Source organism: Corynebacterium sp. HMSC11D10, from assembly GCF_001806995.1.
GTDB classification, from domain to species: Bacteria; Actinomycetota; Actinomycetes; order Mycobacteriales; family Mycobacteriaceae; genus Corynebacterium; species Corynebacterium coyleae.
Map to the genome: position 1 here is coordinate 215,506 of NZ_KV787053.1, position 21,835 is coordinate 237,340.

Consider the following 21,835-nt stretch of genomic DNA (forward strand, 5'->3'; position numbering starts at 1 on the left):
GAATTCGCACTATGACTGCAGATGCTTCAGAACCTCTTGCTCAAATCGGTGTCGTCGGTATGGCAGTAATGGGCTCAAACCTTGCCCGTAATTTTGCATCGAAGGGCCATACCGTCGCTATTTACAACCGCTCACCAGAGAAGACGCGGGCGGTTATCAACGAGTATGGCCATGAGGGAAACTTCATCGCCGCCGAGACCATCGAGGACTTTGTCGCATCTCTGCAGCGCCCCCGCAAGGCAGTGATCATGGTGCAGGCCGGTGCAGCAACTGATGCGGTCATCGAACAGCTCGCTGATGCGATGGAAGACGGTGACATCATCATCGACGGTGGCAATGCCCTGTTCACCGACACGATTCGCCGTGAACGTGAGATGGCCAAGCGCAATCGCCATTTTGTCGGCGCGGGTATTTCCGGCGGTGAAGAAGGTGCATTGCGTGGCCCGTCGATTATGCCGGGTGGCCCAGTCGAATCCTGGGAGACACTTGGACCACTCCTCGAAGACATTGCTGCAAAGGTCGATGGCACCCCGTGCGTGACCCACATTGGCCCGGACGGCGCTGGCCACTTTGTCAAGATGGTGCACAACGGCATCGAGTACGCCGACATGCAGGTCATCGGCGAGGCGTACCACCTGCTGCGTTACGCAGCAGGCCTGGAGCCTGCGGAGATCGCCGACATTTTCACTGAATGGAACAAGGGCGATCTGGATTCCTACCTCATCGAAATCACCGCGGAGGTGCTTCGCCAGGTCGACGCCCGCACCGGAAAACCGTTTATCGACGTCATCGTGGACGCTGCCGGCCAAAAAGGCACCGGACGGTGGACCGTCAAGGAGGCACTGGATCTTGGTGTACCGACCACAGCTATTGGCGAGGCAGTGTTTGCCCGCGCGCTGTCGTCGGCACTTGCCCAGCGCGAGGCCACGACGGAAGCCGAACTTCCGGCGGGCGAGTTGAGTACCCTCGAAGCACTTGGCGTGGAGAAGACTGCGTTTATCGACGATGTCCGCCGAGCCCTGTACGCCTCCAAGTTGGTCGCCTACGCGCAAGGTTTCGACGAGATTAACGCCGGGTCCGCTGAGCACAACTGGGATATCAAACCGGGCGATCTCGCACGTATTTGGCGCGGTGGCTGCATCATTCGTGCGAAGTTCCTCGACCGCATTACCGAGGCCTACGAAAACGATCCGAATCTTCCGTCGCTGTTGCTCGATCCGTACTTCACTGGAGAACTGCAAAAGGGCCTGGTAGACGCATGGCGCCGTGTGGTTGTCGTCGCTACGCAGCTTGGACTCCCAGTGCCGGTGTTCGCTTCCTCGTTGTCCTACTACGACTCGCTGCGTGCCAAGCGGCTGCCAGCAGCACTGATCCAGGGACAGCGCGACTTCTTTGGTGCACACACCTACCGCCGCGTGGACATGGAAGGCACCTTCCACACCACCTGGTCCGGCGAGCGGGAAGAGTTGAGCTACTAAAACAACGACGCGCGTACACTGATCTGAATGACTACATTCGCCGACCTCGGCCTACCCCGTGAAATCGTCGCCACGCTGAAAAAGCAGGGCATCACGGAGCCCTTCCCTATCCAAGAGGCGGCTATCCCCGATGCCGTTGCGGGCCGTGATGTTCTCGGGCGGGGTCCAACAGGCTCGGGCAAAACGTTTACGTTCGGTTTGCCTATGCTTGCCCGTCTCGTTGGAGCCCCATCACGCCCGGGTCACCCGCGAGCGCTCGTGCTTGCGCCGACGCGTGAACTTGCAACGCAGATTCGCGAGCGTCTCGACGACTCCGCTGCCGCCCTCGGCCTACGCGTCCTCGATGTTGTCGGTGGCGTGAACATCAATAACCACATTCGTGCGTTGGCCTCCCCAGTCGATCTCCTTGTGGCCACCCCAGGCCGCGCCGAGGATCTCATCAACCAGAAGAAACTCTTCCTGGATCAGGTGGAGGTCACTGCTCTGGACGAGGCCGATCAGATGGCCGACATGGGTTTTTTGCCACAAGTTCGCAAGCTGCTCGACCGCACTCCCAAAAACGGCCAGCGTTTGCTGTTTTCCGCCACACTGGATGGCGACGTGCAAAAGCTCATCGACCGCTACATGCACAACCCAGTGACGCACTCCACTGCGCCGGTGGAAGCGGCTGTGGACACCATGGAGCATTTCCGACTTTTGGTCGGTGGCCGTGAGCAACGCAATGAGATCGCGATGCAGATCGCCGCACGTGACGGCAAGACCATCATGTTTATGCGCACGAAACACGGTGTTGACCGTCAGGTGAAGAAGCTGCGACGTGTCGGCATCAATGCCCAGGGGTTGCACGGCGATAAAACCCAAGGGGCGCGTACGCGTGCCTTAGACGGCTTCAGCGACGGCACCACCCCGGTGCTCGTCGCTACTGATATTGCTGCACGCGGTATCGATGTCGACGACGTCTCGCTTGTCGTCCACGTCGATCCGCCAGCCGAGCACAAGGCGTATTTGCACCGCGCAGGGCGCACCGCCCGTGCTGGCACGTCCGGCACAGTGGTCACGCTCGTCATGGACGAGCAAGCTAAGGAAGTCGCGCAACTGATGCGCAAGGCAGGCGTGAAGGCTCCGGAGGTCAGAGTGGCTCCAATGTCGGAGTCGTTGGTTACGATTACAGGAGCACGTGTCGCAGATGGAAAGCCACTGCCTCCGCCGGGGGCTCCGAAGCAGGCTCCTTGTGGTGGTGGCGGGCAAGGTTCCCGCGCTGGGCGTCGGTCGTCGCAACGATCGAGCCGCGCTGGACGTTCCCGTTCTACACGTGGGCAACGCGGCAACTCGCAGGGTCGTCGTGGAGAGAATAAACGAAGGAGTAACGGCCGCTAAGGCGCAGATCAACACACATGGACATATTCATATCCATACTTTCTCTTCTGGCGTTCGTATTGCTGACAGCCTCTACCGGGTTGTTCGTCGCAATCGAGTTCGCCATGACGGGGCTCGAGCGCTCCACAATCGATGCCCACGTTAAACAACGCGGGGATGCTACAGCCCGCGCTATCGCGCGTGATCACGCGAATCTTTCGTTCGTCCTCTCAGGCGCCCAGCTCGGCATTACGGTGACGACGCTGGCGGCAGGTTTCCTTGCCGAGCCTGTACTCGGTAAGTTCTTCACCCCTGCGTTGGAGGCCGTCGGACTTAGTGCGTCGGCCTCAACCACTGTCGCACTTATTTTGGCCCTTGTCATCGCAACGTTTTTGTCGATGGTTTTCGGCGAGCTTGTACCGAAAAACATGGCTATTACGGACCCGCTGGCGACAGCTCGCGTGGTCGTGCCACCGGTGCACTGGTTTAACACGGCGATGAAGCCGTTTATCAACCTTCTCAATACCTCCGCTAACTGGATTGTGCGCAAGATGGGTATCGAGCCTGCCGACGAGCTTGCCTCGGCCCGCTCTTCTCAGGAGCTTGGCGCCATGGTGCGCTCGTCGGCAGAGGCTGGTGGTTTGGATGCTGAGACCGCTGCAGTGATCGACCGATCACTGCGCTTCGGCGAGACCACAGCTGAAGAGGTGATGACGCCCCGTTCCACCATCGACTCCCTCGACGCGGAGGATACTGTTGTCGACCTGATCGCACTTGCTCGCGAAACTGGGCGTTCGCGTTTCCCAGTGCGGCGTGGCGATCTCGACGACACCCTCGGAGTCGTCCACATCAAGGACGCATTCTCCGTGCCACCCGACGAGCGTGCGACCACACAACTTGCCACGCTTGCCCGGCGTGTCCCAATCGTCCCGGGCACGCTGGACGGCGATTCCGTGCTGAACCGGGTGCGCTCTGCTGGTTCGCAGGTCGTACTTGTTGCCGATGAATACGGCGGCACCATGGGCCTGGTTACCATCGAAGACCTCGTTGAGGAGATTCTTGGCGAGGTGTACGACGAATACGATGACCGCGAAAGCGAAAAGGACTTTGTCCGTTACGGCACCTCATGGGAGGTTTCCGGGCTCGTGCGTCTCGACGAGCTCGAAGAGCGCCTCGCCTACACAGCACCCGACGGCCCCTACGAGACGTTGGGCGGTCTGATCATGGCAACACTCGGTCGCATCCCGAAGGTTGGCGACGAGGTCGTCCTGCGCGAAACGTTCGGTTCGCTGCAGGAGGAGTTCCAATCGGCAGGCGCCGGATCATGGCTTGCCCAGGTCACCGCAATGGACGGCCGCCGTGTGGATAAAGCGATGCTGCGCCCGATTACCCCTGAGGAGGCCGACCGATGAGTATCTGGCTCGCTGTTGTCCTGATTGTCGCCCTCCTCGCTGCTAACGCATTCTTTGTTGGAGCCGAGTTCGCTCTCGTATCCTCGCGCCGCGACCGTCTCGAGTCACTCCAGGCCCAAGGCAAAACCAAAGCCCAGGACGTGATGTACGCAACCGAGCACCTTTCCATCTACTTGGCTGGTGCGCAGTTCGGCATTACTGTGGCCTCGCTGATATTGGGCAAGGTTGCCGAGCCGGCGATTGCAAAATATCTGGAGGAGCCGTTCCTCGCGCTGGGTGTACCGGCAGATATTCTGCATCCAATTTCGTTCGTTATTGCGCTTGCATTCATTTCTTTCTTGCACATTTTGTTCGGCGAGATGGTGCCGAAGAATATTGCCATCGCGGGGCCTGAGCAATCCGCAATGTGGCTGACCAGACCGATGACGGTTTGGATGAAGCTAACCCGCCCCGTGCTGGAAGCACTTAACTGGGTGGCTCGTCAGACATTAGCTGCGTTCGGTATCCAACAGCGCGACGAGTTGGATTCCACTGTCGACCAGGAGCAGTTAGCCACAATGATTCAGGAGTCTCGCAAAGAGGGGCTCCTGGATGCCGAGGAAACTGTCCGTTTGGCAAAGGCGTTGCGTCAGGATTCCCGCAGCCTCAACGAGGTGCTCATCCCGCTTGTAGAGGTAAAGACGATCCCCTACGACCCGCGCGGCATCCGTCTTTCGATCATCGAGCAGGCAGTGCAAGACACCGGTTTTTCACGCTTCCCGGTACTGATCAGCACTGGATCCCTGGCGGGCTACCTGCATGTGAAGGACATTCTGGACTTGATGGAGACAGATGAGAAGGATCCACGCGTGCCGCTTTCACGCATTCGACCGCTCATCACAGTCGACGGCCACGAGTCAATGGACGACGCTCTTACTTTGCTGCACCGACGTTCAGCGCACATGGCGGCAGTGCATGAGAACGGCCGCCTCGTCGGGATCGTCGCCCTCGAAGACCTCATCGAGGAATACGTGGGTACGGTGTCGGACTGGACACACGAAAACGAATAGTTAGCGTGCGTATGACCACAACCCTGCAACCTGAGGAATATCTCGCACGCATACACGAGCACGAGCAGCGTGCGGCTCCTTGGGCGGACGCCCGTGCGGCTCGGCGTGCGCATGGCGAGTACCACCCAGTATGGGACTTCCTCTTTGAGTACTACCCCGTTCGCCCATCACATTTGAAGCGCTGGCATCCAGGGGTTGGGGTCGCTCTCGCGCAGGCTGCGGATACACCGCAAGCGTCTTGGCGCGACTACGTCACAGCACCTGACGGAACCGTGTCCTTGAATCTAGGCCTTTTCCTCCAGCATCGACGCAATGATGTGGAGATGGTTGGCCGGCTGCTGCGTGCCGTCGATACGCGTCCTGCTCACTTTGATTGCTTCGGCATGCACGAGTGGGCGATGGTGTATAAGACCGACCACCCACGTCACGATTTGCCACTTCGCCTTGGAGCAGAGGGCACCAACGACGTGGTTGAGTCTCACCACATCAAGTGCTCACATTATGACGCGTTTCGTTTCTTCACCCCTGCAGCGCGTCCGCTGAATCTGACTGTTCTTACTCGCGAGTCTCAGCCTGATCACGACCAGGCTGGCTGTGTACATGTCAGCATGGATCTGTACAAGTGGGCGTTGAAGTTAGGACCGCTGGTACCTGGCGAGCTTTTCCTGGATTGCTTTGAGCTTGCGGCACGGGCTCGGCGCTTGGATATGGAAGCGTCGCCATACGACTGTCGAGAGTTGGGCTTTGATGTTGTCGCGGTAGAAACTGCCGAAGGTAAAGCGGAATACGTTGCGCGTCAACGCGCATTGTCTCAAGCCGCTGCTCCACTGCGCGCCAGGCTTGTCGCGACCGTAGAAGCTGCGTTGGACAGCTAAGCTCGGAGCAGGTTTTCTCAATCGTTCGACGTTGAAGGGGCTACGACCACAATGGCTAGGCACGCAAGCGGTAAAAACAATTTCAGGCTAGCGGGTTGGCTTATCGCCCTGCTTGTCGCTCTCGCTGTAGCTGCAATGCTTGCAGTGGTTTTGTGGCAGCGCGACGGCGCCGACTCGAGCGCTGCAGCTCCGGATTGCGTATCCGGTGATCTGGTTCTGCCGGTCGCCGCTTCCGATGAGAAAGTGGGCCGCGCGCTTATCGACGACTACGCAGCCGCCAACCCCGTTGTCCGGGACTACTGCATCAAGCCGCAGTATGTTGACTCGATCAAGGAAGCCGCAGTCTATATCGCTCCAAATACCTCGATTACGCATACTGCGTTGAAGTCGGCTGAGCGCACTGCAGCGGTTGCTGACCCCCAAGCTGTCCATAGTGAACCTGTAGGTGTCGCTGGCACCGAACAGGTGAAGTTGGAGGACGTGAAGACCGAGTCTGTGCTGTTCCCTGTTGAGGAAGAGCCTGAGGCTTCCGCGTTGGTGGCGGCAAAGATCGCCGGCAACGACAATGATGCTGTGAAGGCCCTCACCGATCAGCGTCTGGGTAAGCTGACGGACTTCGCAGGAGCAGACGGCAAGCTTGTGGCGACTGCGAAGGACAGTGTTCCGGAAGGTCTTTCATTTACCTCAGTCGGCGCAGACATTGTTTACGCGGCGATCCCATTGAACCAGAACGACGCAGTAAACGAGGATCAAGCGCGCGCTGGCCAGGACTTCGCACGTGCCGCAGCCGAGAAGTTCGATGGCTCCGAGAAAGATCAGCCGGTGATTTCGGATCTGGTCTGGGCTGCTGCCCTGCCTTCTGGTGGAGAGAAGCTCGGCGATCAGGCGGAGGCAGCGAATATTCTCGAGCCGGTCAACACGTTGTTCCTACTTGACACCTCTGAGGCAATGGCGCCGTTTATCGAGCCAGCCAAGGATGCGATTGGCAACACCGCGCTTGAACTTGCCGGTGCAGGGAAGGAAGTAGGTCTGTGGAACTACTCCTCACCGCTGACCCCTGGCGTGGTGAATGGTTTCCGCCAAAACATCTCCGTCTCCCCTGATGCGGAGTCGGTCAACGTGGCGGTGCGTCGCTTCCTTGTCGGCGGAGTCCCCCAGACCCGCGAAGCACTCCAGGCTGCGGCTGCTGCATACGGCAACGCAAATGCGCCAATGCGAATTGTGCTCGTTACCACCGGCACCGCTGATGCCGGGGATGACGCAGCATTTATTGACGGCTTCCGGCAGGCAGCGGGCAACAACCTGGACCTGACTGTGGTGCGCGTCGGAGAAGGCGATCCGGATGCGGCACTCGAGCAGATCGCCAAAAAACAGTTCGATGCCAAGACTGCAGAGAGCATCGCGGATGCGGTGAAGCAGGCCGCAGGGTTCTGACGGCTAACATCGGCAAGCAACAAAGGCCCGGACTGGAGGGAGTACCCAGCCCGGGCCGTTGTTGTGTGGCCTGTTTAGGAAGTCTTGCGACGACGGCGATCAGCCAGCTCGTCGAAACCAATGACGTTTGGAGCGTCGATCTCTTCTTCGACACGCTCGGACGGGAACGCGGAGATGGTGCCGGTGAGTTCTTTCATAATCTGCGGCACCGCGATGCCGAACACGCCCTGGCCGCCGCCAAGGAGGTCGATGATCTCTTCGTTGGAGCGGCACTCGTAGACGGTTACACCGTCGGAGACCAGGGTGATTTCCGCAATGTCGGAGACACCGCGGTCACGCAGCTTGTCCACCGCGAGGCGAATGTTCTGCAGGGAAATGCCGGTGTCCAAAAGACCCTTGACGATCTTGAGTACCAAGATGTCCTTGAAGGAGTACAGACGCTGGGAACCAGAACCCTTTGCGCCACGGATCGACGGGCGAACGAGCCCAGTGCGTGCCCAGTAATCCAGCTGACGGTAGGTGATGCCTGCGACCTGGCATGCGATCGGTACGCGGTAGCCCACTTCGTCGGACGGGCCGACGTCGAAAAGCGATTCCTGCACCGCAGCCGAGGTGGTCTCCTGCTCGCCTACCTGGTTGAGATCGTTGATACTCACGTAATTACTCCCATGAAAGTTATATGAGGGCCTGCTGACTATTAAATGCCAAGCATAGGACCTGGGTCAAGAGTTTCACGCGCAACACGCCGAACTCTCAACCTCAACTTTACACTGAGACTTTATTTCGCCTCGTCTGCCCCATCGTCCCCATCAGTATCAGGAGTATCACCGGTGTCGAGGTCATCCACACCAAGATTGCGCATGAGCTCTTCAAAATCAGCGTCAGCCTGGGCGTCGCCGCTTGCTGAAACAGATTCCTGAGGATCAATGACCTTGAGTTCAGCACAAAGAAAACGCTGCGCGTCTTCCGGCGAAAGGTAGATCGATGCCTGGCTTGCTACGAGGTCATCAACGCTGAGTTCGTGGTCTAATTCAAGCGCAAGCAGAAGCGCGTCACTCGCCCGCAGGTCCAGTTCAGAGCCGTCCGCAAACGACACGGTTGCCATAAACATGCCCTCTAAGTACGAAGACAGCTCAATGGTTTCTACTGTTTTTCCGGTGTTGCGAATCAGATCCACAACGGCATCTATGGTGCGGGGGCGGATTGGCGACCAACCTGAAAGCCGGGCAGCCAATTCCCCACCCTCATGCGTTGGTACCCAGACAGGAATGCACCGGCCGTTAGAGGATCGCTGCAGCAATGCGCAAAGGTATTGCTCGGGACCGACGGGGTACACCCCGACCAGCTCGACTGTTTCCATAACGACTAGTTGCCGGACTGCTTGCGCAGTTCGTTCTTCACCAGCGAAGCGTGCAGCGAGACCACCAGCGCGGACATCTGCTGGCCAATCTCTTCTGCTTGCTGCTGCGCATTGACCTTGCCGGACTTTGCAACCGGTTCGGTGACCTGACCGATCATGTCAGCCTGACGAGCAGCAGCGGTACGCAGCGTCTTCAGATGACGCGAGTCCAAGCCGAACTCAGCCAGGGACATTGCGGTAGTGACAGTGCGGACATCGTCGACATTGAACAGCCCTGCCGCGTCTGGGGTGATGAGGCCTACCTTGATGTATTCCTCAACCGTGGACTGCGAAGCCTGAGCCTGTTCCGCAACATCCACGTCGGTCAGGCGCGTCGGTGCTGGGGCCCGGAAGTTCTCTGGAGAGATCATCGGCTCAGCATCGTTTGCAGTCAGGATCGCGGTGACCTGGCCGGAATCCATGGCCTCGAGCTGTTCGCGGATCACCTTCAGCGGGAGGTAGTTGTCACGTTGGGTGACCAGAATGTAGCGCAGGCGCTCCACGTCCTGATCAGTAAAACGGCGGTAGCCCGACGCCGTGCGCTGCGGTGTGATCAGTCCCTCGGATTCGAGGAAACGGATCTTGGAGACGGTCACGTCCGGAAACTCAGTCCGCAAACGCTCAAGCACAACACCAATCGACATGGTCTTTGCCGGTTTGTTGGGCTTGGCTTGCTTCGCGGCCGTCTGCTGCGGTGCGGTTTTGCGGATTGCGCTCACGTGATCGTGCTCTTCTTCTCGTGGGACGTCGGGCTAAGGATGAACGGAAAGCTTAGGCTTCCGCGGTGATGAATACGAGTCGGAACTTGCCAATCTGGATTTCATCGCCATTGGTCAGCTGCTGCGTGTTTCGCGGCTCGCGGTTGACGTAGGTGCCGTTGAGCGATCCGACGTCGACAACCTCGTAGCCATCCTCGTTGGCACGGAACTCGGCGTGACGACGAGACACGGTCACGTCATCGAGGAAGATATCCGCCTCTGGGTGGCGGCCTGCCGTGGTCGACTCCTGGTCGAGCAGGAAGCGTGCACCAGCGTTCGGGCCACGCTTGACGACGAGCAGCGCCGCACCTTCGGGGAGGTTTTCGGTTCCTGCTGCGGAATCCACAGATGCCGCGGCACCAGATTCCATCTCCTTGAGCAGGTCTGCTCGGAATACCGAGGTGGTTTCGACCTGGTTCTGCGGCGTGTTGTCGCTCATGACTAACTCCTTGACTATCGAGTCGAGATTGAGAACTTCTGCAATAGTACCGCCCAAGTCGGGATTGGGTGGTGTTTAGTGACTTAACGGAAAATATTGCCGATGCCACTAATGACCGAATTGCCTGACCCGGCAAGCGGATTATCCGAAACCATGTAGGTCCATGTGGCGCTTGGTCGCTTCCATCCTGCATCAGCAAGATGCGCCCCGGATTCATCGATATCCACGGTGTTAAAGGTTTCTACCGCTTGGTCAACCGCACGGTTGGCGAGGTCTTTGAACTCGCGCACAGCAATGCGGTGGTACTCATCGATCGGGGTCTCGCGTGCGATAGCTCGAAGGTGAATAGATTCACGGACATCGTCCATCAGCGCGAGGTGTTCGGACCACTCTGCGTCGAGGTGGAACAGCATGATTTCGCGCGCTGCTTGGTCGAGAACCGGCTGCGGTAGTTGCGACAGTTCGGCGGCGCGCTGCGGGGAGCGCTCAGAGAGTTCTCGCCACGCGGTGTCAGTATCCAAAATGGTGGCGCGACGCTCGTCGAGAATGTCGCGGTGGTCTGCGAGAAGCTTGTTGTACTTCCACGTCTGGGAGTGGATCTCCAACAGTTGGCCTTCGGTGACGCGCTGGCAGTGCTCAACGAACTGCTGGGCTCGATTGCCGGTGAGGCGCCCATCCGGTTCAGGCTGCGCAGAGAAGGATTCGTCGGCACCTCCGGTGGTGATGATGTCGTCGTCAAGGGAGACGAAGAACAGGCTTAAGCCTGGATCGCCCTGGCGCCCTGCACGGCCGCGAAGCTGGTTGTCCAAACGCGCGGTACGGTGCCGCGCGGTGCCAATGACCGCAAGACCGCCGAGGGCGGCAACTTCGGCATGATCGTTTTCGTTCGCGCCGCCGAGACGGATGTCGGTGCCGCGACCGGCCATCTGGGTCGAGACGGTGACACGTCCGATGTCGCCGGCTTCTGCGATGATGCGTGCCTCTTCTGCATCGTTTTTCGCGTTGAGCACGTTGACGTCGATGCCACGCGCCTCGAGTGCTGCCGCGAGCGCTTCAGATTCGGCCACATCATGCGTACCCACGAGCACCGGCTGGCCAGTGTGGTGGATGTGCTCAATCTCGTCGACGATGGCCGCATTCTTATCCGCCATGGTGGCGTAGATCCGGTCTGCCTCGTCGAAACGCTTGAGCTCGTTGGCTCGGTCGATAACGGAGACGTGCAGGCCGTAGAAACTGCGCAGCTGGTCGGTCGCCTCGACGGCGGTGCCGGTCATGCCGCACACGAGCGGGTAGCGGCGCATGAGCGCCTGCAGCGTGATCGAGTCGAGGATGCGCCCGCCCTCGGACACGTCGAGGCCTTCCTTTGCCTCAACCGCAGCCTGCAGCCCATCTGGCCAGCGCTGGAGTTCTGCGACTCGGCCACGTGAGGCGTCGACAAGTGCGACCTTGCCATCCTCGACGATGTAGTGGACGTCGCGGATCAGCAGCGCCTTAGCGTGGAGTGCCAAGTTCACGCGGACCAGTGTGGTGCCGATGTTCTCGTCGGAATACAGCGAGTCGATGCCCAGCAACTGCTCGATCTTCTGTGCACCTTCGTCGGTAAGAAACGCGTTGCGCCCATCTGAATCGATGGTGTAGTCCTTGTCCTCCACCAGGTGCGCGACAGCCTCGGTGATCTGCCCGGTGGCCTGCTGGGCGCCTTCGGAGCCGGCGAGGACGAGTGGAACCAGGGCTTCGTCGACAAGCACACTGTCCGCCTCGTCGACGAGTGCAACATCCGCCGGCGCCTGCACCGTCTGGTCGCGGGAAGTGATCTGGTTGTCGCGCAGGTGATCGAAGCCGATCTCGGTCACTGGGGCGTAAATGACGTCACAGCGGTAGGCCGCGATGCGCTCTTCGCGTGTCGACGACTCCGTCACCGCAGCCACCGACAACCCAAAAAACTCCACGAGCGGGCGCATCCACTCCGCGTCACGGGCCGCAAGGTAGTTGTTCACGGTAATCAGGTGGACGCGCTTGCCCTGCAGCGCAAAACCCGTGGCAGCCATCGCGCCAACCAGGGTCTTGCCCTCACCGGTGGCCATTTGGATCACGTCGCCTTCCAGCAGGCGAAGCACCGCTTGGTTCTGCACGTTAAACGGCGTCATGCCGAGTGTGCGCTGCGAAGCCACGGACAGCCCAGCGAGGAAACGCGGCTTGTCCTTGACTTCCCCATCGGTGACGGCGGCGCGGACGGTTTCGGCGAGCGCGGTGTCGTCGAGAAGCGAAAGCTCCTCAATGAGCCCATGTGCGTCGGCGACGACAGCCTTGGACTTCTTATTGTTGCGCTCCGCCGTGGAGCCCATGGCTTTCCAGAACCAGTCGAATTTGCCCATAAGGCTTAAGGATAATGCGGTTTGGCGCAACGTTCCGCTGAAGGGGTGCGCCAACGTGCGAAATTGATGGTGACACGATTACGCTGATGGTCAAAATTAAGGAGGGAAGCCAAACCATGCTGTCTATGAACGTGAAAGTCCCCTCGTCAACGGGGAAAATGATGGCAGGCACCATCGACCGACCGGACGGGCCGGCCCAGGCATACGCGATCTTCGCGCACTGCTTCGCCGGGTCCCGCCACACGCCGGGCGCATCGCGCATTTCCAAGCGCCTGACCGAGCACGGCATTGCCACGCTTCGGTTCGACTTTCCGGGCCTCGGCCAGTCTGAAGGCGAATTCAAAGACACGTCGTTTTCGCAGAACGTCGACGACATCGTCGCCGCAGCGCAGTGGCTGGAGGAGAACTACAAGGCCCCGCAGCTGCTGATGGGCCACTCCCTCGGCGGCGCGGCTGCGCTGAAGGCAGCAACCCGCCCTGAGCTGAAGAAGATGCTCAAGGCGGTGGCCACTGTGGGCGCGCCGTTCGACCCCGCCCACTCGGTGCTGCACTACGCACATTCCATCGGCGACGCCGACATGCACGGCTCCGTCCCTGTCACCCTCGGCGGGCGCGAACTGATCATCTCGCGCGAATTCCTCGAAGACCTCGCAGAGACCAACCCAGAAGAATACCTGCCGAAGTTGCGCAAGCCGTTGCTCATCGTGCACTCGCCTATCGACGTCACCGTCGGTATCGACAACGCGCAGAATATTTTCACCAAGGCCCGCTACCCCAAGTCGCTTATGACGCTGGACAAGGCAGACCACCTACTCACCCGCGAAGGCACTGCACAACGCGCTGCAGACATCATCGGGTCCTGGGCCGTGCAATACCTCCAGCCACTGTTTGTGCCAGCGAAGACCACCGACGACAACGCGGTGTCCTACTCTGCCCGCGGCACGAAGTACGGCGACGTGGTGCGCACCTCTAACCGTGCCATCACCACGGACCGCTCGAAGAACACCGGAGGCAAGGGCCAGGGTGTCACCTCCACAGGCCTGTACATGTCCGCGCTCGCCGTGTCCTGCTCCCAGGCAGTGCGCGAGGCAGCCAAGGGCATGTCGCTTGACGACGTCCGCGTGGAAGTCAACCACAACGGCGACGGCACCTTCACCCGCCTGATCACCCTCTACGGCGACCTGACCGACGACCAGGTGGAAACCCTGCGCGCCGCCGGTGCCGCGTCCACTGTCGACGGCTACGTGGCCAAGAGCGAGATCGAAACAACTGCGGAGACCGCCTCGCTTGAGCGCCGTCGTCGCCAGAACCAACTGCACCGCGCAGAACGGTTGGGCAAGTAATGACAGGCGCTGAAAACGCTGAAGGTACTGCTGGCACCGGTGACTTGTGGAGCGAAGTACGCGGGCTTTGCCGATGTGGGCTTGGCATGCCATATGAAGCCTGCTGCGGCCGATACATCTCCGGTACTGCGAAAGCCCCCACCGCTGAGACCCTCATGCGGTCGCGCTACACCGCGTTCGTCATCGGCGACGGTGACTACATCGCCCGCACCTGGGCACCGGAAAAGTTGCCCGCCGGCCTCGACGTGAATCCTGAAGGCGAGCCGTTTACCCGCCTGATCGTCCTGGAAACCGAAGGTGGCGGCCCCTTCGACACCGATGGTGTCGTGGTCTTTGAAGCCCACTACCCCGGCGGTTCCCTTCGGGAGCGCTCCACTTTCGAACGGCGCGACGGCGCCTGGGTTTACGTCGACGGCGTAGTTCGGTGACCAGCCAGTTTTGGGGCAGCATGACAGTGCTGTAATATGCGACAAGTTGCCACAATTGCAGCAATGCAAACGGTAACGGATCGGGCTGTGGCGCAGTTTGGTAGCGCACCACACTGGGGGTGTGGGGGTCGCAGGTTCAAATCCTGTCAGTCCGACAAAACACCCCTGGGGCTGCGGCGATAAACGCTAGGCCCCAGGGGTATTTGCGACTGTAGGTTAAGACACGATCTTGCCGTTCGCGTCGTAGGTGTAGAAGCCCTGCCCAGCTTCCAGGCCGGTCCTACCTTCTGCGACCATCGGCTTCAGTGTCGTCTCAACGAAATCCTTCTGCCACTGCGGGGCGTTCTCGTTGGACTCGATCACGGCGACCAAGGTGCGCACGCCGACGAGGTCCATGATCTCAATCGGCCCGCGCGGGGAGCCGGTGGAGTTACACCAGTCGCGGTCGATGTCGACGGGGTCAGCGATGTCGTGGTGCAGCAGGTACATGCCGGCACTGAGCAGCGGCACCAGCAGGGTGTTCAGCACGTAGCCGGGCTGCTCGCGCTTGAGCGGGACCGGTACCATGTTGATCTGCTCCGCAAACTCCACGAGTTGGTCCACATACTTCGGGTCAGTGCCCTCGTGAGGCATGATCTCGGCGGTGTTCTGAATCCAGATGTGGTTGGCAAAGTGCAGTGCCAAGAAGCGCTCCGGCGCACCCGTCGCGTCCGCGAACTTGCTCGGCATGAGCGTCGACGTGTTGGTGGCAAAGACGGTGGTCGCCGGGGCGTACTGCCCCACTTCGGCCCACACCTTGCGCTTGAGCTCGAGGTTCTCCGGGATCGCCTCGATGACCAGGTCCGCGTTCGCTAGCGCTTCCTTAAGGTCCGAGGTCTGGGTGAGGTTTTCGTGCGCCGCCGCGATGGTTTCGTCGTTAGCGGACTCGAGCTCCACCTTCATTTGCTCACCGATGGCGTCGAAACGCTGTTTGCCGGCCGCGAGTGCCTCCTCGTTAATGTCGTAGGACACTACCTTCTTGCCCGCGAACGCAGAGCAAAAAGCGATCTGCGCGCCCAGGACACCTGCACCAAGTACTGTTACGTTATTGAATGTCATGCCCGTCACGCTACTCCTGTTTATGTGACTTTCACAGCAGTTCTAGTGTGAAGTTTTACGCAAGCGACGCCCGGTCCACCGCCATGAGACCTGTCGCTGCCCGCCGGCCCAGCTCCACGTAATACGCCGCGTGCCTCAACCGCGCCTCAAAGGTGTCCGACTCGAGTGCGCGCTTGACCTTTGCCGGCACACCTGCTGCAAGAGAGAACTCCGGCAACTGCTGCCCCTCCAGTACCACTGCCCCGCCGGCGATGATGCTGCCCTTGCCGATGCGCGAGCGTGACAGCACCGTTGCATTCATCCCGATCAGGCAGCCTGGCTCGATGTGGCAACCGTGGATCATCGCAAGGTGGCCGATTGTCACGTCCTCTTCGAGCACTGTCTCCCCATCCGTATCCACATGCAGGACTGAGCCGTCTTGCACGTTCACACGCGCACCGATACGGATTGCGCCCACATCGCCACGGATGACCACGCCGGGCCAGATGTTGGCGTCCTCGCCTATCTCAACATCGCCGATAATCGTCGCCTCATCAGAGATGTACGCCGATGGATGAATCTTGGGGGTTTTGCCCTCGAAGCTATAAATCATGCGTTCCAGTGTGCCGGAATTGCCCAACGCGTGGCACTGAAAAGTGCGTAACCGCGCCTGTTCGCGTGGTCGTCGTCAAGCAGTGCGCTACTGCTGCGTCGCCCGGCCGAGCCGGAAGAACTTCAGCATGGCGTCGGTGGCGAATCCTTTCGGCACCGTCCCAGATGAGTCACCGGCGCCGCCTGGCCACACGTGAGGGCCATTTTCGATGCGGTAGTGGGCAAGTTCGGCGTCGCAACCTGTCCACGCCTCGCGGATAACGCCAGGGGCTACCTCAATGTCTTCGTGGCGGGCGTCGCAGTGGTTGCGCGACGCGGACTCGTTGAGCATTTCCTCCACCGAGTCGTATGCCGTGGCATGGCGTTGCCCGCCGTTGTAGGCGATGACCTTGTCTGCGGTGCCGTGGAAGTCGACGTGCATCATCGGGATCTGGGAACAGCCTGCGGAAACACGTTGGTAGTAGGCTCCCGCAACCGTAGCGATTCCGGTGAACGCCTGCGGGCGCTGGCATCCTACAAACGCAGCGAAGCCCCCGCCGTTAGAGAATCCTGCCGCGAAGACCCGGGAGCGGTCGATGGAGAATTCGCCTTCGAGCTCGGCGAGGACGGCATCGACGAATGCGAGATCTTGCTGCCCCGAAGTTGAGGCATACGGCGCAGGAGCCCAGGCGGAATCCTTGCCGTCGAGGTACGCCACGATGGCGTCGGCCGCATCGAGCCCTGAGTTCTTCCGGATCTTTTCAGCGTCTTCCTTGTAGCCGTGGAACACAAAGATCACCGGCAGACGGTCGCGCTGACGAGCACCCGCGGGCATGGAGACGATGTAGTTTCGCTTTAGCCCACCTGCGGTGATGCTCCGATGGTCAATCCCGGCTGGCCCCCACGGTTCGACCTCGCGCACGTCATCGACAGCGGGCAGCGCCCTCGTGGTCACCCCGGGTTCCGTGAGTTCCGTATCGCCATGAGAGCAGCCAGTAAGAGCGAGCATGACAAAGGAAAACACCGTCGTGGTGACGGTTAAAGCTTTGCCCATTACGTCTGCTGCTCCGGATAAAACACGACAGGTAGATTAGTGCATCATGCCAACAAGCGGAACACAGCCCGGTCCGAGCAAAAAGTCCCAACCGACGTTTCGTGACCGCGCTCACCAGCACACCGCGGCGAGCGCCTTTGTGCGTGATGCAGATCGCTACCACGACGCGCGCCCGTCCTATCCACCTGAGGTTGTCGAGCTGTTCAACGGCGCCAAGGCAGTGTGTGATGTTGGCGCGGGAACAGGCAAACTCACGCAATTGCTTATCGACGACCATCGCACCGTCTTTGCCTGCGACCCGTCCCCCGACATGACTCGCGTGCTCCATAATCAGCTGCCGGAGGTACCGGTCTGGCGGGCGACTGCTGAAGCCACCGGACTCGCGGACAGCATTGTCGATGCCGTCGCGTGCGCCCAGACCTGGCATTGGGTGGACCCAGCCGAGGCAAGCGCTGAGGCAGACCGCGTCATTCGCGATGGCGGATCTCTCGTTTTGTGTTGGAATACGCTCGCGGTACATCACCCTTGGGTGCTGCGGCTCAGCCGCATCATGCACTCGGGTGATGTGCAGCGCGAAGGCTTCTACCCCACCGTGCACGCCCCGTGGCACCTCGAGCGCGAGGTTCGCACCGAGTGGGTGGACCAGATCCCGGTCGAGCACTGCTTCGAGCTCATGGCAACACGCTCGTACTGGCTGAAAGCCTCCGAGCGCACTCGCGCCAAGATGGAGGCGAATCTGACGTGGTACCTCTACGAGCGCCTCGGGTTCGATGAGGGACAAATCATCCCGCTGCCCTACCGCACGGACGCGTTTGTGTACCGGCGATAGGGCGGGCTGCTAAAACAAATCGGTCCGCTTCTCAATCCCGAAGAAGTCGAAGATCTCCTCGGTCACGTCGATGCCACGATGCGCAGCCCACGGTCCGGTAGGCCACTCGTGGCCCATGCCCTCCACTCGGTGGTGCAGGGTACGAGCCTTGTCGCTGTTGCGACGCTCAAACGCGGCAACCACTTCGGGAGCGCCGAGAATGCCGTCCTCAGCGGGGCTTCCGTATCCCGGCCGGACCTCGCCGTTATATGGCACTACGTCGTCGTGGGTGCCGTGGATGTTGAGGTAGTCCACCGGCTCGGCTGCCTCGATCTGCGCCTCGGTGCAGCGCACAGCCGCAGACACAGAGGCAACACCCGCGAAGGTATCGCTGAGCGTAGACAAGTAGACCGCGAGACCGCCACCATTGGAGAAACCAACGGCGTAAATGCGTTCGGGGTCGATGTCGAAGTGTTCGCTGGTTTGGGCGATGATGTCGTCGATACGCGCCTTGTCCTGCTCAATCGTGTTCAGCGCATACGGCGCAGGAGCCCACGCCAGACCGGCACCCGTCGGCGCAACGACCACTGCGTTGGCCTGCACGAGGCCGGTACCGCCGAGGAAGTTCCGCCCATTATCGCCACGGCCGTGCAGCGCAACAATCAGGGGCAACGGCCCTTTCGGATCTGAGGGCGCGGAGTAGACCGTCGAGTCCATAGTCCTGCCTACTTCTTTCCGCGACGCTCACTCCCACGCACCGCGATGCGCACCGGAGTGCCGTGGTAGCCGAACTGCTCGCGGAACTTGCGCTCAAGGTAGCGGCGGTAACCGCCATCGAGGAAGCCCGTGGTGAACAGAATGATTGTCGGCGGGCGCGTCGTCGCCATGGTGGCAAAGAGCAGCTTGGGCAGACGGTTGTTCTTCATCGGAGGCGGGTTCGCGGCAATCGCCTCACGCAGCCAGTTGTTGAGCTGGCCGGTAGAGATGCGCTTGTCCCAGTTCTCCAGCGCCTGCTTCATCGCGGGCTCGAGACGGTGCAGACCGCGGCCGGTGTCGGCGGAGATATTGAGCTTGGTCACCCACTTCAATTGGCCCATGGTCTGGTCGAATTCGCGGTCGAAGTCGTAGCGGCGGTCCTCGTCCATGAGGTCCCACTTGTTAAAGCAGATCACCATCGCCTTGCCGGCTTCGAGGACCATCGAGATCACGCGCTGGTCCTGCTCGGAGATCTCCTGGGAGGCGTCGATGAGCACCACACACACTTCAGCGGCCTCGATCGTGCCGCGAGTGCGCAGTGATGCGTAGTACTCGTGGCCCTGGGCGTTCTTAACTTTCTTCCGCAGGCCGGCGGTATCGATGAACGTCCAAAGGTCCTCGTCCAACTGCACCAACTCGTCGACCGGGTCGACGGTGGTGCCGGCGACGTTGTCCACGACAGAGCGATTGGACTTGGTCAGCTTGTTCAGCAGGCTGGACTTGCCCACGTTCGGGCGGCCCACAAGTGCAACACGTCGCGGGCCCTGAGTGACCGACGCGGCAGCACGCGGAACCTCGGGGAAGTTGCGCAGGATCTCATCGAGCACGTCGGCACCGCCGCGGCCGTGCAGCGCAGAGACCGGCCACGGATCGCCAAGACCCAGCGAATAGAACTCGGCGACCTCGCCCCACTGACTGTCGGACTCAAACTTGTTTGCAACGAGGATGACAGGCACCTCAGCGCGCTGCAGGTTGCGGGCCATCACCATGTCTGTCTCGGTCACGGTGGTCTTTGCGTCGACAACCATGACGATGACGTCCGAGGTCTCCATGGCTGCCTCGGACTGGCGCGCGATCGAGGCGTGGATGCCCTTTGCGTCCGGGTCCCAGCCACCGGTGTCCTGCACCCAGAAACGACGTCCGTTCCACTCCGCCATGTAGCTCACACGGTCGCGGGTCACGCCGGGATGGTCCTCCACAACTGCTTCACGACGACCCAAGAACCGGTTTACCAGCGAAGACTTACCCACATTCGGGCGGCCCACGATAGACACCGTCGGCAACGCTTCCTTGACCACGTCCGGGCGGATGATGCCGTATTCGGCTTCGATTTCGGCCCATTCTTCGTCGGTGTAGTCGTCGGTCTCGTCGCCAGCATCGGTATCGTCGCCGAAGTCGGCCTCGCTGAACTCCGACTCATCGAAGTCCTCGAGGTCGTCGTAGTACTCAGCGTCGTCCGCATCGACCTCATAGGCTTCAAGGTCGTCGTAGCCAGAGGCATCGATGCCGGGTTGGATGAATTGAGTCTCCGGCTCGAGACCGTCTTCAATGTTCTTCTTGTCGCTCATCGTGCGCTCCTTTCCACCACGGCAGTCAGCGCAGCGAGCACCTCCTCCGGGGTCATTTCAGACGTATCCACGATCTCGGCGTCGTCAGCGGGACGCAGCGGGCTGGTCTTGCGTGACGAGTCCGCCTCGTCGCGCCGCTTCACATCCGCCAACACTGCATCAAAGTCCACGTCACGGCCAGCGGCTACATCCTGATCGAAGCGACGCTTCGCACGTACTTCAGCGCTTGCCGTCATGTAGACCTTTGCCGGAGCATCCGGCAACACGACAGTGCCGATATCGCGGCCCTCCACGATCGCGCGGCCGGCCTCGCGGGCCAACTTGCGCTGCAGTTCCACAAGGTTCACGCGGACCTGCGGGATCGCAGAGACCGCAGAAACGTGCTGGGTGACTTCCGGTCCTCGGATCTCGCGGGCAACATCCTCACCTGCAAACAACACTGCGGTGGAATCCGGATCGTCGGATACCTCAAGCGGCAGATCAGCGGTCGCTTCGATCACCGCATCCGTATCAACCGGGTCGACACCAGCGCGCAAGACGGCCAGGGTGGCAACGCGGTACATCGCACCCGTATCCACATACTTCGCGTCGAGCTTCTTCGCTAACGCGCGACACATCGTAGATTTACCGGTGCCGGACGGGCCGTCCACTGCGAGAATCAGCCCGCCGTCAGCCAAGTTGGAAATCTTCTGGTCTGCCATTACATCCCCACCGCCTTGTACAGCGACGCAAGCTCGGAGGAATTGAGCGCACGCATCATGCCTGGCTTCATCTCGCCGAGCTGGACCGTGTGGAACTTGGTGCGAACCAGTCGTTGCACCGGGAAGCCAGCTTCCTTCAGCATGCGGCGCACAATGTGCTTACGGCCTTCGTGGAGCTCCACTCGGATGATCGACTGCCCATTGTGGACATCCACGATCTGGGCGTAGTCGGCCTTCGCGGGGCCGTCGTCAAGCTTAATGCCCTCCTTGAGCTGCTTGACCAGCGCATTGTTCGCCTCACCCAGGACAGTGGCCATGTAGGTCTTCGACACCTCGTACTTCGGGTGCATCAGACGATTCGCCAGTTCACCGTCGTTGGTCAACAGCAACAGGCCCTCCGTGTTGGCGTCGAGGCGTCCCACGTGGAACAGACGCTGACCCGCGGCGGTGCGCTCCGAAAGGTAGGAGCCGACCGAGGTGCGGTCAAGCTCATCCTTCATCGTCGAGTGCACGCCACGCGGCTTGTTAAACACGAAGTATTCGTGCTCCTCGTTGACGTTGATGCGCTCCCCGTCCACGCGAATGATGTCCACGTTCGGGTTAACACGCATGCCTTGCACGTTGACGATCTTGCCGTTGACCTCAATGCGGCCCTGGTCGATCATGGCCTCTGCGTGACGACGAGACGCCACACCTGCCTGCGCCAACACCTTCTGCAGGCGGATCCCCTCAGTTTTGCGGGTCTTATCCTGCGGGTTGTCGTCCCACCAGTTGTCATCCAGCGGGTGGGGCTCATTCTTCGCGGCATTTGCGCGTCGCTTGTCCAAACGGACATTCTGCTTCTTTGCCGGCTTCGCGTACGAGATGTAGAACGTTTCGTCCTTCTCGGGCTTGTCCGGTGTGCCGTCTCGGCGAGCGGGAGGAGTCATGTTTC

At 60.5% G+C, this 21,835-nt stretch carries 21 protein-coding genes and 1 tRNA gene; 10 read left to right on the top strand and 12 right to left on the bottom strand.

Translation table 11 applies throughout. From position 1 onward, the window contains the following. Nucleotides 1-11 precede the first annotated feature (11 nt). From gndA to HMPREF3120_RS06735, 6 genes are read left to right on the top strand one after another with little or no spacing between them, the layout of a single operon-like run. Nucleotides 12-1,478: an NADP-dependent phosphogluconate dehydrogenase gene (gene gndA / locus HMPREF3120_RS06710; RefSeq protein WP_070451540.1), complete on the top strand. Its 1,467-nt coding sequence runs from the start codon at nucleotides 12-14 to the stop codon at nucleotides 1,476-1,478. Between the two features lie 27 nt (nucleotides 1,479-1,505). After that, the gene (locus tag HMPREF3120_RS06715) at nucleotides 1,506-2,855 is read left to right on the top strand and encodes a DEAD/DEAH box helicase (protein WP_070451542.1); all 1,350 of its coding nucleotides are present in this window, start codon (nucleotides 1,506-1,508) and stop codon (nucleotides 2,853-2,855) included. 17 nt (nucleotides 2,856-2,872) lie between these two features. Continuing rightward, entirely contained in the window at nucleotides 2,873-4,246 is a 1,374-nt protein-coding gene (locus HMPREF3120_RS06720; protein WP_070423204.1) for a hemolysin family protein, read from the top strand. Continuing rightward, nucleotides 4,243-5,295 carry a hemolysin family protein gene (locus tag HMPREF3120_RS06725; protein WP_070451544.1) on the top strand — a complete coding sequence of 351 codons (1,053 nt, stop codon included), beginning with the start codon at nucleotides 4,243-4,245 and terminating at the stop codon, nucleotides 5,293-5,295. Before HMPREF3120_RS06720 ends, HMPREF3120_RS06725 begins: the two co-directional genes overlap by 4 nt. Nucleotides 5,296-5,306: 11 nt before the next feature. Further along, nucleotides 5,307-6,170, top strand: coding sequence for a 3-methyladenine DNA glycosylase (locus HMPREF3120_RS06730; RefSeq protein ID WP_070451546.1), 864 nt, complete (start codon nucleotides 5,307-5,309; stop codon nucleotides 6,168-6,170). Nucleotides 6,171-6,221: 51 nt separating this feature from the next. Next, nucleotides 6,222-7,604, top strand: a complete 1,383-nt coding sequence (locus HMPREF3120_RS06735; RefSeq protein ID WP_083284813.1) for a vWA domain-containing protein — start codon at nucleotides 6,222-6,224, stop codon at nucleotides 7,602-7,604. Nucleotides 7,605-7,678: 74 nt separating this feature from the next. Here the strand turns inward: HMPREF3120_RS06735 and HMPREF3120_RS06740 are convergent, their stop codons facing one another. The 5 genes from HMPREF3120_RS06740 to secA2 form a co-directional block, all read right to left on the bottom strand. After that, nucleotides 7,679-8,254, bottom strand: a complete 576-nt coding sequence (locus tag HMPREF3120_RS06740; protein ID WP_070423253.1) for a MerR family transcriptional regulator — start codon at nucleotides 8,252-8,254, stop codon at nucleotides 7,679-7,681. A 128-nt stretch (nucleotides 8,255-8,382) separates the two neighbouring features. Then, on the bottom strand, nucleotides 8,383-8,964 hold the full coding sequence (locus HMPREF3120_RS06745; RefSeq protein WP_070451550.1) for a bifunctional nuclease domain-containing protein: 582 nt from the start codon (nucleotides 8,962-8,964) through the stop codon (nucleotides 8,383-8,385). 5 nt (nucleotides 8,965-8,969) lie between these two features. Then, nucleotides 8,970-9,722 carry a transcriptional regulator FtsR gene (locus HMPREF3120_RS06750; protein WP_070423209.1) on the bottom strand — a complete coding sequence of 251 codons (753 nt, stop codon included), beginning with the start codon at nucleotides 9,720-9,722 and terminating at the stop codon, nucleotides 8,970-8,972. Nucleotides 9,723-9,774: 52 nt separating this feature from the next. Next, complete coding sequence (odhI, locus tag HMPREF3120_RS06755; RefSeq protein ID WP_070423210.1) at nucleotides 9,775-10,200, bottom strand: oxoglutarate dehydrogenase inhibitor Odhl; 426 nt, start codon at nucleotides 10,198-10,200, stop codon at nucleotides 9,775-9,777. An 83-nt stretch (nucleotides 10,201-10,283) separates the two neighbouring features. Next, entirely contained in the window at nucleotides 10,284-12,575 is a 2,292-nt protein-coding gene (secA2, locus tag HMPREF3120_RS06760; RefSeq protein ID WP_070451552.1) for an accessory Sec system translocase SecA2, read from the bottom strand. 116 nt (nucleotides 12,576-12,691) lie between these two features. Here secA2 and HMPREF3120_RS06765 point away from each other — a divergent pair, with 116 nt between their 5' ends. From HMPREF3120_RS06765 to HMPREF3120_RS06775, 3 genes are all read left to right on the top strand, one after another. After that, the gene (locus HMPREF3120_RS06765; RefSeq protein ID WP_083279529.1) at nucleotides 12,692-13,918 is read left to right on the top strand and encodes a bifunctional alpha/beta hydrolase/OsmC family protein; all 1,227 of its coding nucleotides are present in this window, start codon (nucleotides 12,692-12,694) and stop codon (nucleotides 13,916-13,918) included. Nucleotides 13,919-14,004: 86 nt separating this feature from the next. After that, nucleotides 14,005-14,346 (top strand): YchJ family protein, encoded by a 342-nt coding sequence (locus HMPREF3120_RS06770; protein ID WP_070451554.1) that lies wholly within the window; start codon nucleotides 14,005-14,007, stop codon nucleotides 14,344-14,346. Nucleotides 14,347-14,427: 81 nt separating this feature from the next. Continuing rightward, nucleotides 14,428-14,501: transfer RNA gene (locus tag HMPREF3120_RS06775), tRNA-Pro, on the top strand. Between the two features lie 61 nt (nucleotides 14,502-14,562). Here HMPREF3120_RS06775 and HMPREF3120_RS06780 read toward each other — a convergent pair. From HMPREF3120_RS06780 to HMPREF3120_RS06790, 3 genes are all read right to left on the bottom strand, one after another. Continuing rightward, nucleotides 14,563-15,453 (bottom strand): 3-hydroxyacyl-CoA dehydrogenase, encoded by an 891-nt coding sequence (locus HMPREF3120_RS06780; RefSeq protein WP_342027963.1) that lies wholly within the window; start codon nucleotides 15,451-15,453, stop codon nucleotides 14,563-14,565. Between the two features lie 46 nt (nucleotides 15,454-15,499). Then, nucleotides 15,500-16,036, bottom strand: a complete 537-nt coding sequence (locus HMPREF3120_RS06785; RefSeq protein WP_070451558.1) for a gamma carbonic anhydrase family protein — start codon at nucleotides 16,034-16,036, stop codon at nucleotides 15,500-15,502. 87 nt (nucleotides 16,037-16,123) lie between these two features. Further along, entirely contained in the window at nucleotides 16,124-17,068 is a 945-nt protein-coding gene (locus HMPREF3120_RS06790; protein WP_083284814.1) for a CE1 family esterase, read from the bottom strand. Nucleotides 17,069-17,207: 139 nt separating this feature from the next. Here HMPREF3120_RS06790 and HMPREF3120_RS06795 point away from each other — a divergent pair, with 139 nt between their 5' ends. Continuing rightward, entirely contained in the window at nucleotides 17,208-17,897 is a 690-nt protein-coding gene (locus HMPREF3120_RS06795; RefSeq protein ID WP_371441199.1) for a class I SAM-dependent methyltransferase, read from the top strand. A gap of 9 nt (nucleotides 17,898-17,906) precedes the next feature. Here HMPREF3120_RS06795 and HMPREF3120_RS06800 read toward each other — a convergent pair whose 3' ends face one another. From HMPREF3120_RS06800 to HMPREF3120_RS06815, 4 genes are read right to left on the bottom strand one after another with little or no spacing between them, the layout of a single operon-like run. Then, entirely contained in the window at nucleotides 17,907-18,593 is a 687-nt protein-coding gene (locus tag HMPREF3120_RS06800; protein WP_070451561.1) for a CE1 family esterase, read from the bottom strand. 8 nt (nucleotides 18,594-18,601) lie between these two features. Beyond that, entirely contained in the window at nucleotides 18,602-20,200 is a 1,599-nt protein-coding gene (gene der / locus HMPREF3120_RS06805) for a ribosome biogenesis GTPase Der (RefSeq protein WP_070451564.1), read from the bottom strand. Beyond that, entirely contained in the window at nucleotides 20,197-20,901 is a 705-nt protein-coding gene (gene cmk / locus HMPREF3120_RS06810) for a (d)CMP kinase (RefSeq protein ID WP_070451566.1), read from the bottom strand. Before cmk ends, der begins: the two co-directional genes overlap by 4 nt. Further along, a complete protein-coding gene (locus tag HMPREF3120_RS06815; RefSeq protein ID WP_070451568.1) occupies nucleotides 20,901-21,830 on the bottom strand; it encodes a pseudouridine synthase in 930 nt (309 codons plus the stop codon). Before HMPREF3120_RS06815 ends, cmk begins: the two co-directional genes overlap by 1 nt. Nucleotides 21,831-21,835 lie beyond the last annotated feature (5 nt).

What these genes read in the sequence shown, in the direction of transcription:
- gndA (WP_070451540.1), top strand. Translation starts at nt 12, where the DNA reads ATGACTGCAGATGCTTCAGAACCTCTTGCTCAAATCGGTGTCGTCGGT.
- HMPREF3120_RS06715 (WP_070451542.1), top strand. Translation starts at nt 1,506, where the DNA reads ATGACTACATTCGCCGACCTCGGCCTACCCCGTGAAATCGTCGCCACG.
- HMPREF3120_RS06720 (WP_070423204.1), top strand. Translation starts at nt 2,873, where the DNA reads ATGGACATATTCATATCCATACTTTCTCTTCTGGCGTTCGTATTGCTG.
- HMPREF3120_RS06725 (WP_070451544.1), top strand. Translation starts at nt 4,243, where the DNA reads ATGAGTATCTGGCTCGCTGTTGTCCTGATTGTCGCCCTCCTCGCTGCT.
- HMPREF3120_RS06730 (WP_070451546.1), top strand. Translation starts at nt 5,307, where the DNA reads ATGACCACAACCCTGCAACCTGAGGAATATCTCGCACGCATACACGAG.
- HMPREF3120_RS06735 (WP_083284813.1), top strand. Translation starts at nt 6,222, where the DNA reads ATGGCTAGGCACGCAAGCGGTAAAAACAATTTCAGGCTAGCGGGTTGG.
- HMPREF3120_RS06745 (WP_070451550.1), bottom strand. Translation starts at nt 8,964, where the DNA reads ATGGAAACAGTCGAGCTGGTCGGGGTGTACCCCGTCGGTCCCGAGCAA.
- odhI (WP_070423210.1), bottom strand. Translation starts at nt 10,200, where the DNA reads ATGAGCGACAACACGCCGCAGAACCAGGTCGAAACCACCTCGGTATTC.
- secA2 (WP_070451552.1), bottom strand. Translation starts at nt 12,575, where the DNA reads ATGGGCAAATTCGACTGGTTCTGGAAAGCCATGGGCTCCACGGCGGAG.
- HMPREF3120_RS06765 (WP_083279529.1), top strand. Translation starts at nt 12,692, where the DNA reads ATGCTGTCTATGAACGTGAAAGTCCCCTCGTCAACGGGGAAAATGATG.
- HMPREF3120_RS06770 (WP_070451554.1), top strand. Translation starts at nt 14,005, where the DNA reads ATGCCATATGAAGCCTGCTGCGGCCGATACATCTCCGGTACTGCGAAA.
- HMPREF3120_RS06785 (WP_070451558.1), bottom strand. Translation starts at nt 16,036, where the DNA reads ATGATTTATAGCTTCGAGGGCAAAACCCCCAAGATTCATCCATCGGCG.
- HMPREF3120_RS06790 (WP_083284814.1), bottom strand. Translation starts at nt 17,068, where the DNA reads ATGGGCAAAGCTTTAACCGTCACCACGACGGTGTTTTCCTTTGTCATG.
- HMPREF3120_RS06800 (WP_070451561.1), bottom strand. Translation starts at nt 18,593, where the DNA reads ATGGACTCGACGGTCTACTCCGCGCCCTCAGATCCGAAAGGGCCGTTG.
- der (WP_070451564.1), bottom strand. Translation starts at nt 20,200, where the DNA reads ATGAGCGACAAGAAGAACATTGAAGACGGTCTCGAGCCGGAGACTCAA.
- cmk (WP_070451566.1), bottom strand. Translation starts at nt 20,901, where the DNA reads ATGGCAGACCAGAAGATTTCCAACTTGGCTGACGGCGGGCTGATTCTC.
- HMPREF3120_RS06815 (WP_070451568.1), bottom strand. Translation starts at nt 21,830, where the DNA reads ATGACTCCTCCCGCTCGCCGAGACGGCACACCGGACAAGCCCGAGAAG.